This is a genomic window from Rahnella laticis (assembly GCF_015644585.1).
Classification (GTDB): Bacteria; Pseudomonadota; Gammaproteobacteria; order Enterobacterales; family Enterobacteriaceae; genus Rahnella; species Rahnella laticis.
The window spans coordinates 498653-507060 of the sequence record NZ_JADOBI010000004.1; the positions used below are offsets into that span (position 1 = coordinate 498653).

Annotated in this window: 9 protein-coding genes; 3 read left to right on the plus strand and 6 right to left on the minus strand. The window is 54.6% G+C overall.

Features of this window, described 5'->3' with window-relative positions; translation table 11 throughout:
• Window positions 1-12: 12 nt before the first annotated feature.
• A complete protein-coding gene (dxs, locus tag IV433_RS11820; protein ID WP_195814321.1) occupies window positions 13-1875 on the plus strand; it encodes a 1-deoxy-D-xylulose-5-phosphate synthase in 1863 nt (620 codons plus the stop codon).
• 151 nt (window positions 1876-2026) lie between these two features.
• The gene (locus IV433_RS11825; protein WP_195814322.1) at window positions 2027-3001 is read left to right on the plus strand and encodes an aldo/keto reductase; all 975 of its coding nucleotides are present in this window, start codon (window positions 2027-2029) and stop codon (window positions 2999-3001) included.
• 82 nt (window positions 3002-3083) lie between these two features.
• Here the strand turns inward: IV433_RS11825 and pgpA are convergent, their stop codons facing one another.
• The 6 genes from pgpA to nrdR all read right to left on the minus strand — a co-directional run bounded on the left by pgpA (window position 3084) and on the right by nrdR (window position 7438).
• Window positions 3084-3572, minus strand: a complete 489-nt coding sequence (pgpA, locus tag IV433_RS11830) for a phosphatidylglycerophosphatase A (RefSeq protein ID WP_101075798.1) — start codon at window positions 3570-3572, stop codon at window positions 3084-3086.
• Between the two features lie 62 nt (window positions 3573-3634).
• Entirely contained in the window at window positions 3635-4621 is a 987-nt protein-coding gene (gene thiL, locus IV433_RS11835; protein WP_101075474.1) for a thiamine-phosphate kinase, read from the minus strand.
• Window positions 4622-4787: 166 nt separating this feature from the next.
• A complete protein-coding gene (gene nusB / locus IV433_RS11840; RefSeq protein ID WP_101075473.1) occupies window positions 4788-5201 on the minus strand; it encodes a transcription antitermination factor NusB in 414 nt (137 codons plus the stop codon).
• Window positions 5202-5221: 20 nt separating this feature from the next.
• Window positions 5222-5692 (minus strand): 6,7-dimethyl-8-ribityllumazine synthase, encoded by a 471-nt coding sequence (gene ribH, locus IV433_RS11845; RefSeq protein WP_101075472.1) that lies wholly within the window; start codon window positions 5690-5692, stop codon window positions 5222-5224.
• A gap of 138 nt (window positions 5693-5830) precedes the next feature.
• Window positions 5831-6979, minus strand: a complete 1149-nt coding sequence (gene ribD / locus IV433_RS11850) for a bifunctional diaminohydroxyphosphoribosylaminopyrimidine deaminase/5-amino-6-(5-phosphoribosylamino)uracil reductase RibD (protein WP_195814323.1) — start codon at window positions 6977-6979, stop codon at window positions 5831-5833.
• Window positions 6980-6988: 9 nt separating this feature from the next.
• On the minus strand, window positions 6989-7438 hold the full coding sequence (nrdR, locus tag IV433_RS11855; protein ID WP_104923087.1) for a transcriptional regulator NrdR: 450 nt from the start codon (window positions 7436-7438) through the stop codon (window positions 6989-6991).
• A 161-nt stretch (window positions 7439-7599) separates the two neighbouring features.
• Between nrdR and IV433_RS11860 the strand changes: the two genes are divergently transcribed.
• Complete coding sequence (locus IV433_RS11860) at window positions 7600-8175, plus strand: DUF3251 domain-containing protein (protein WP_101075470.1); 576 nt, start codon at window positions 7600-7602, stop codon at window positions 8173-8175.
• Window positions 8176-8408 lie beyond the last annotated feature (233 nt).

The window sequence follows — 8408 nt, forward strand, 5'->3', positions numbered from 1 at the left end:
TATGAGCAACTGATGAGTCTTGAATTAGCCAAATACCCGACACTGGCGCTGGCGGAGAATCCCGAAGATCTCCGCTCACTCCCAAAGGAGAGCTTGCCCAAGCTCTGTGACGAACTGCGTCAATATTTATTGGCCAGCGTCAGCCAGTCCAGCGGACACTTTGCGTCCGGTTTGGGAACGGTAGAACTGACCGTCGCCATGCATTATGTCTACAACACGCCCTTCGACCACGTGGTCTGGGATGTGGGCCATCAGGCCTATCCGCACAAGATTCTGACCGGCCGTCGGGAACGCATTTCCACCATCCGCCAGAAAGGCGGGCTGCATCCGTTCCCGTGGCGCGGCGAAAGCGAATACGACACGTTGTCCGTGGGTCACTCCTCGACGTCTATCAGTGCCGGTCTGGGCATGGCCGTAGCCGCCGAGCGTGAAGGCAAAGGCCGCCGCACCGTTTGCGTGATTGGCGATGGCGCAATCACTGCCGGGATGGCTTTCGAGGCCATGAACCACGCGGGCGATATCAAACCAGACATGCTGGTTATCCTCAATGATAACGAGATGTCGATTTCCGAAAACGTCGGTGCGCTGAACAATCACCTGGCGCAGTTGCTGTCCGGAAAACTGTATTCGCGTCTGCGTGAAGGCGGTAAAAAAGTGCTGTCCGGCCTGCCACCGATTAAAGAGCTGGTACGTCGCACGGAAGAACATCTGAAAGGCATGATGGTGCCGGGCACGCTGTTTGAAGAACTGGGCTTTAACTATATTGGCCCGGTTGACGGGCATGACGTGGTGGCGCTGGCGCAAACGCTGAAAAACATGCGCGAGCTGAAAGGCCCGCAATTGCTGCACATCATGACCAAAAAAGGCAAAGGCTACGCGCCGGCAGAAAAGGATCCGATCAGTTTCCACGCCGTGCCGAAATTCGATCCGGCTTCAGGCACGTTGCCAAAAAGCAAAGAAGGCCTGCCAACCTATTCCAAAATCTTTGGCGACTGGCTGTGCGAAACAGCAGCCAAAGACAGCAAACTGATGGCGGTTACGCCTGCGATGCGCGAAGGCTCCGGCATGGTGCGCTTCTCGCGTGAATATCCGCAGCAGTATTTCGACGTTGCGATTGCTGAACAGCACGCCGTGACTTTTGCCGCCGGTCTGGCTATTGGCGGCTACAAGCCAATTGTCGCGATTTACTCGACGTTCCTGCAACGCGCGTACGATCAGGTGATCCACGATGTAGCCATTCAGAATCTGCCGGTGCTGTTCGCCATTGACCGTGGCGGCATCGTCGGAGCGGATGGTCAGACGCATCAGGGCGCTTTCGACCTGTCCTTCCTGCGCTGCATTCCGAACATGACCATCATGACGCCAAGCGATGAAAATGAATGTCGCCAGATGCTGCATACCGGTTATCACCATAACAGCGGCCCGGTAGCAGTGCGTTATCCGCGTGGTAACGGCACGGGCGCCACCTGTGAACCGCTGGCGTCGCTGCCAATTGGCAAAGGCGTTGTGCGCCGTGAAGGCGAGAAAGTGGCCATCCTGAACTTCGGTACTTTACTGCCGGACGCGCTGGCAGCAGCTGAAAAGCGTAATGCCACCGTCGTGGATATGCGTTTTGTCAAACCGCTGGATGAAGCCCTGATTCAGGAACTGGCGGCCAGCCATGAAGTGCTGGTGACGCTGGAAGAAAACGCCATTATGGGCGGTGCGGGCAGCGGCGTGAATGAACTGCTGATGTCCAAACGCATTCTGGTGCCGGTGCTTAATATCGGCCTGGCGGACAGCTTTGTTCCGCAAGGCACACAGGACGAAATCCGCCACGATCTGGGGCTGGATGCTGAAGGCATCGACCGTCAGATCACCGACTGGCTGGCCTGATCCTTTTCCCCTCTTTCAGCCTGAAAGAGGGGATTTTCCTTTCTAACTTTTTCCTCCGTCACCCAATCCTGCCGTTCAGTAAGCTACAGTTATAGCGTGCTAATCATTTTCACGACTTTCTGACTTCAATTCATCCTGACCAGGAGATGTCATGCAATACACTATTCTCGGAAAAACCGGCCTGAACGTCTCACGCCTGTGCCTTGGCTGTATGACGTTCGGTGAACCGGATCGCGGAACCCACGCATGGACACTGCCCGAAGAAAGCAGCCGCCCGATCATCAAACAGGCGCTTGAGGCGGGAATAAATTTCTTTGATACCGCCAACAGCTATTCCGACGGCAGCAGCGAAGAAATCGTCGGCCGCGCGCTGAAGGACTTTGCAAAGCGTGATGAGATTATCGTGGCGACCAAGGTTTACAACGCCGTCACCGGCCTGAAACCGGGGCTTTCCCGCGCTTCAATCCTGCAATCTATTGATGACAGCCTGCGCCGTCTCGGCATCGAATATGTCGATTTACTGCAAATTCACCGCTGGGATTACGAGACGCCTATCGAAGAAACACTGGAAACGCTGAATGACGTCGTCAAAGCCGGTAAGGCACGTTTTATCGGCGCATCTTCCATGCACGCCCATCAGTTTAAGCAGGCGCTGGATGTCTCCGCGCAAAATGGCTGGGCGAGTTTTGTCTCAATGCAGGACCAGTACAACCTGATCCAGCGCGAAGAAGAAAACGAAATGTACCCGTTGTGTCTGGAAAAAGGGATTGCGGTTCTGCCCTGGAGCCCGCTGGCTCGCGGTAAACTCACCCGTCCGTGGGGCGAAACCACCGCGCGTTCTGTGTCGGATAGCTTTGCCAAAACGCTGTACGACGCGACGGACGAAGCGGACGGTAAAATCGCTGAACATGTAGGCAAAATTGCGGAAGATCACGGCGTGCCGCAGGCGCAAATTGCGCTGGCGTGGATCCTCAGCAAACAGGTCGTGACCGCACCGATTATCGGCGCATCCCGCCCCGCACATCTGACAGATGCTATTGGCGCGCTGGACGTCACGCTATCAGCAGAAGAAATTGCAGAGCTGGAAATGGCGTATGTGCCGCACGAGGCCACCGGTTTTAAGTAATCTCAGTTACTGACAAGTGGTTGAAACGTAAAAAAGGCGCTGCGGGAAACCGGCAGCGCCTTTTACATCACAGCAAATCAGCTCAGAACAACGGCCAGTGATGCCCCACCAGATAGATAATCGCGGCTGCCAGAACACCGGCGACCACATCATCGATCATGATCCCCATCCCGCCCTGAACGTTGCGATCAAACCAGCGGATTGGCCACGGTTTCCAGATATCCAGCACGCGGAAAACGATAAATCCGATCAGCACCCAGCGCCAGTCATTCACGGGGATTGCCATCAGGGTGATCCACATCCCGACAAATTCATCCCACACGATACTGCCGTGGTCATGAACCCGCATATCACGCGCCGTCTGGCGGCACAGGTACACACCAATACAGATGCTGAACATGACGATCATGGAATACACCTGCCACGGCAGGTAAGTCATCACGATCCAAAACGGAATTGCCGCAATCGAACCGGCGGTGCCCGGCCCGACAGGAAACAAACCACTGCCGAAACCTGTTGCCAGTAAGTGCCACGGATTGCGCAGGTTCAGACGCTTTTTCGCAGCCGCCATGTCCTGCACCGGATCACCGGTTTTTCCTTTGTACCCTGCCGGGCGTTTTTTACGGCTTATATTCACAACAACTCCTTACCGGCAAAATGATCGAACCCCTGCCATTCAAGCTCAACGGCGGCCCCGGAACGCATAAATTTGAGGCCTTCAGAAAGCGGAGCAATTTGCCCGACACAGGTAAAATCAACACCCAGATGGCTGAGCGCAACATCCAGCGCGCCACGGTTGATTTCCGGTACGGTAAAGCACAGCTCGTAATCTTCACCGCCCGTCAGCGCCCATTTCAGCGCCTGTTCAGGGTCAGCAACCGACTTCATGGCATCGGAAAACGGGATCGCATCGAGATCCAGACGCGCGCCGCATTCGCTGGCATTCAGTATATGTTTAAGATCAGAAATCAGCCCGTCGGACAGGTCGATCGCTGAGGTCGCTAAATCGCGCAATCCCTGCCCCTGCAAAACGCGGGGTGACGGACGCAGATGGCGTTTCAGCAAGAAATCTCGGGTTGGAATATCACTGACATTCAGCTCTTCGAGAAGGATCGCCAGACCCGCCGCGCTGTCGCCCAGCGTACCGGTGACGAAGATCCAGTCTCCGACGCCTGCACCGCCGCGTGTTAATGCGCGACCAGCGGGAACCAGCCCCTGAATGGTCAGCGTCATGCTCAGCGGACCGCGGGTGGTGTCACCGCCAATCAGCTGCATACCGTAATAATTGAGCTGGTCGAAAAGGCTGTCACTGAAGGCCTGCAACCAGTCCGGGTTCACTTCAGGAAGCGTCAGCGCCAGCGAAACCCACGCAGGATCGGCGCCCATGGCAGCCAGATCGCTGAGGTTAACGGCCAGCGCTTTGTAGCCGAGATCAGCCGGTGAAATCGTTTTGAGAAAATGGATGCCTTCGACCAGAGTATCGGTACTGACTGCTAAAAGTTGCTTCTCGCCCACCGTCAGTAAGGCACAATCATCACCAATGCCTAACTGAACATCCTGTCGGGCGGTTCTGAACCTGTTGAAGTAGCGAGTGATTACATCAAATTCGCCGCATGCCATAGTACAATTCCAAATCGTTAGAATGACTTAAGGCCGGAAGCCCGGCCTTAAAAAGGGGTGTCACACAGAGGATAAGCGAGGTGACATCACCAGATTATCAACAGAGTCAGTATTGCACCGAAAATGACTGTCGCCATTTGTGAATGCCACTGACGCTGGCTGACGATCATTTTTTACGAATGTGCGGGCCCGCTTTGTCCAGCACACCATTGACAAACTTGTGACTGTCTTCAGCACCGAAGGTTTTAGCCAGTTCGATAGCTTCGTTGATCGCCACTTTGTAAGGGACGTCCTGGCGTTTGCTCAGCTCAAACAGAGCCAGACGCAAAATCGCTCTTTCCACCTGGCCCAATTCATCCAACTGGCGGGACAGGTATGGCGCCATCAATGCATCGAGTTTCTCTGCACTGTTTGCCACACCAGACAGCAGTTCGCGGAAATAGGCAATGTCTACGTCTTTGACATCCTGCTCGGTCAGGAATTCTAATTCAACATCGGCGATGTCATTTTTCGACAACTGCCAGGAGTAAAGCGCCTGGACGGCACATTCACGGGCGCGGCGACGAGCAGCAGGTTTCACGGATTTCCCCTTAACTAGATTCAGGCCTTAATAGCCTTGATAACATTAATCATTTCAAGCGCGGTCAGTGCAGCTTCTGCACCTTTGTTACCGGCTTTTGTCCCTGCGCGTTCGATGGCTTGTTCGATGCTTTCTGTCGTCAGCACACCAAAGGCAACCGGGATTTCGCTGTTCATTGCAACACTGGACAGGCCAGAGCTACATTCGCCCGCTACGAATTCAAAGTGGGCAGTGCCCCCGCGGATCACAGTTCCGAGCGCAACAACGGCGTCGTACTTACCGCTTTCAGCCAGTGCACGGGTTGCCAGAGGCAATTCGTATGCGCCAGGGACCCAGACTACGGTGATGTTGTCATCGCTGACCTGACCGATACGTTTCAACGCATCAACAGCACCTGACAGCAGGCTGTCGTTGATGAAATTATTAAAACGAGCAATCGCGATCGCTACGCGCGCGTTCGGCGTGGCTACAGCACCTTCGATAACGTTCATAGTTTTCCTTAAAGTGGGTTCAGGAGTTTCTAACCCCCGCCGCAGGGGGGCGGATTCTATCATAAAATTACCCAGTCTGGACACGCGCTTTTCAAACCCATTCAGACAGAGAGGCGTAAAATTCTCAGTACGTGTTGTTTAGTACACCGGCTTCAGGCGCAAACGTAAATCCGGGCCAATTTGCCTGACATCGCTGAAAGCAAATTCAGGAGCATCGGCCAGATGCGTTAAGCCGGGCAGTTCACACAGCGCGCGGCCATTATTACCTAATAGTTTCGGTGCCATATAAACGATTAATTCATCAACCAGACCCGCCTGTAATAAGGCGCCCGCCAGTTGCGGCCCTGCTTCTACCCAGATGGAATTTACCTGACGTTTCGCCAGTTGCATCATCAGCAGAACCAGATCAATACGATTATCGCGTCCGGCCACGCGCCATTGTTCGACGGATTCGGGCCAGATTTGTGTGTCAGTGTCCAGACGCGCCAGCAACACGTTGCCGGGTAAATTCACCAGCTGATGCTGTGGCGTGACGCGATTCTGGCTGTCGAGAATAACGCGCAGCGGCTGACGCAGATTTTCCTGCGGATAAACCGCCTGCACATCGCTGCCCAGTTCGTCCCAGCGTACGGTCAGCGACGGATTGTCTGCCAGAACCGTCGCGCTGGTGCTCAGAATAGCCGAGCTTTCTGCGCGAAAACGCTGAACATCGGCGCGCGCCGCAGCGGACGTAATCCACTGGCTTTCGCCCGAGGCCATAGCAGTTCTGCCATCCACCGACGCGCCCATTTTGAGCTGCACGTAAGGAAAACCGGTACGCATACGTTTGAGGAAACCGAGATTCACGGCTTCCGCCTGCGAATGCATCAGCCCGTGGCTGACCTCAACGCCATTTTGCCTGAGGCGATATAATCCCCGGCCCGCAACTTCCGGATTGGGATCCTGCATCGCCGCGACAACGCGGGCAACGCCTGCGGCCAGCAATGCATCTGCACAAGGCGGCGTACGCCCGTGATGGCTGCACGGCTCGAGCGTGACATACGCGGTCGCGCCCCGCGCTTTCTCACCGGCCATGCGTAAGGCATGAACTTCCGCATGCGGTTCACCGGCACGCAAATGATAGCCTTCACCGACGATTTCGCCATTAAGGACGATCACGCAGCCGACGTTCGGATTGGGTGTGGTGGTGAAACGACCGCGACGCGCCAGCTCAAAAGCACGCGCCATAAAACGTTCATCACGGTGTAATTCGTCAGACGATGTTCCGGCAGGCTGTTCGGGGAGCATTAACTTTCCTTAGTCCTGAAGACGGGCAATCTCTTCGCCAAATTCACGGATATCTTCAAAGCTGCGATAAACCGATGCGAAGCGGATGTAGGCGACTTTATCCAGCCCTTTCAGGGCATCCATCACCAGATTGCCAATCATTTTGGCAGGAATTTCACGTTCACCGGTAGCTCGTAACTGCGATTTAATGTGGCTGATGGCCGTTTCGACGTCGTCGGAGCTGACCGGTCTTTTTTCCAGCGCTTTCAGAAAGCCGCTGCGAAGTTTGTCTTCGTTGAAAGGTTCACGAACTTCATTGCTTTTAATGACGCGCGGCATCACCAGTTCCGCCACTTCAAAGGTCGTGAAGCGTTCATGGCAGTCCAGACACTGGCGGCGTCGGCGGACCTGAGATCCATCACCTACCAGGCGGGAATCGATGACTTTAGTATCAACAGCGGCACAAAATGGGCAATGCATAGCACTTCCTGACAGCGGGCATAATTGGACACCAGTTTACCCCGAAGTGTGCCGACAACAAAGGCTGTCGCTACTTTCATAGACATCAGGTTAAACTTACTCATCTTATATTGGTGCCCGGACCGAATGTTTCAACGGGCAGATGAAAGGAAGTCTCTGATATGACAAAACCTCCCCGCCTCTTACTGGCCTGTGCCGTATTGTTCAGCCTGTCGGGCTGCGCGCAGCAAGATCCCAAATTACCGGAATTGAAAGCCGAAGTCGGCCAGCTGAACCAAAAGCTCTCCCGCCTGACCGATCTGGCGACAGCACTGGAACAGCAAACTACGCTGAACCGCCAGTCCACTAACGGGGTCTATTTGCTTCCTGCGGCGAAAAGCGCTGCACTGGTGAAGAGTGAAATTGGCGAACTGAGCCTTGCACTGACCCGCGTCGCACCGGATGCCAGCGGCGTTCAGGCCGTATTAGAGATTAAAAACAATGCCGGCCAGCCGCTGCCTGCATTTACCGCCACACTGAACTGGGGCCAGCTGGATCCGGTGACCGGTAAGCCGCTGACTGTAGATATGCAAACGCAGACCATCACGGTTGAACCGGATTTATTACCAGGTCCGGTGAAAACGATAGAGGTGAAATTCGATCAGGTGACCGTTGAAACGCTGGGCTTTGTTCATCTGCATAATATTGTCGCCACGCAGAAACCCGCTCAGGCCGCAGAACCGGTTCCGGCAAAGTAAAAAAAGGCTTTCAGTTTTAGAAATCAGACATAAAAATCTATGGTCACCCCCATTTTTGCAACACCGATTTTGATTTATGATGGGCTTGCTTAAATCTATACGGCGTCTGATGGGCAACACTACGTTGCCCGCGCCACGATGAAGTCCGCGCCTGCAGAACCTTAAAAAACGGACGGCTTCAAAGAGCCATTTTTTATGTCAGGTTCATCCGCAGGTCGCTGTGCCGTTCATGT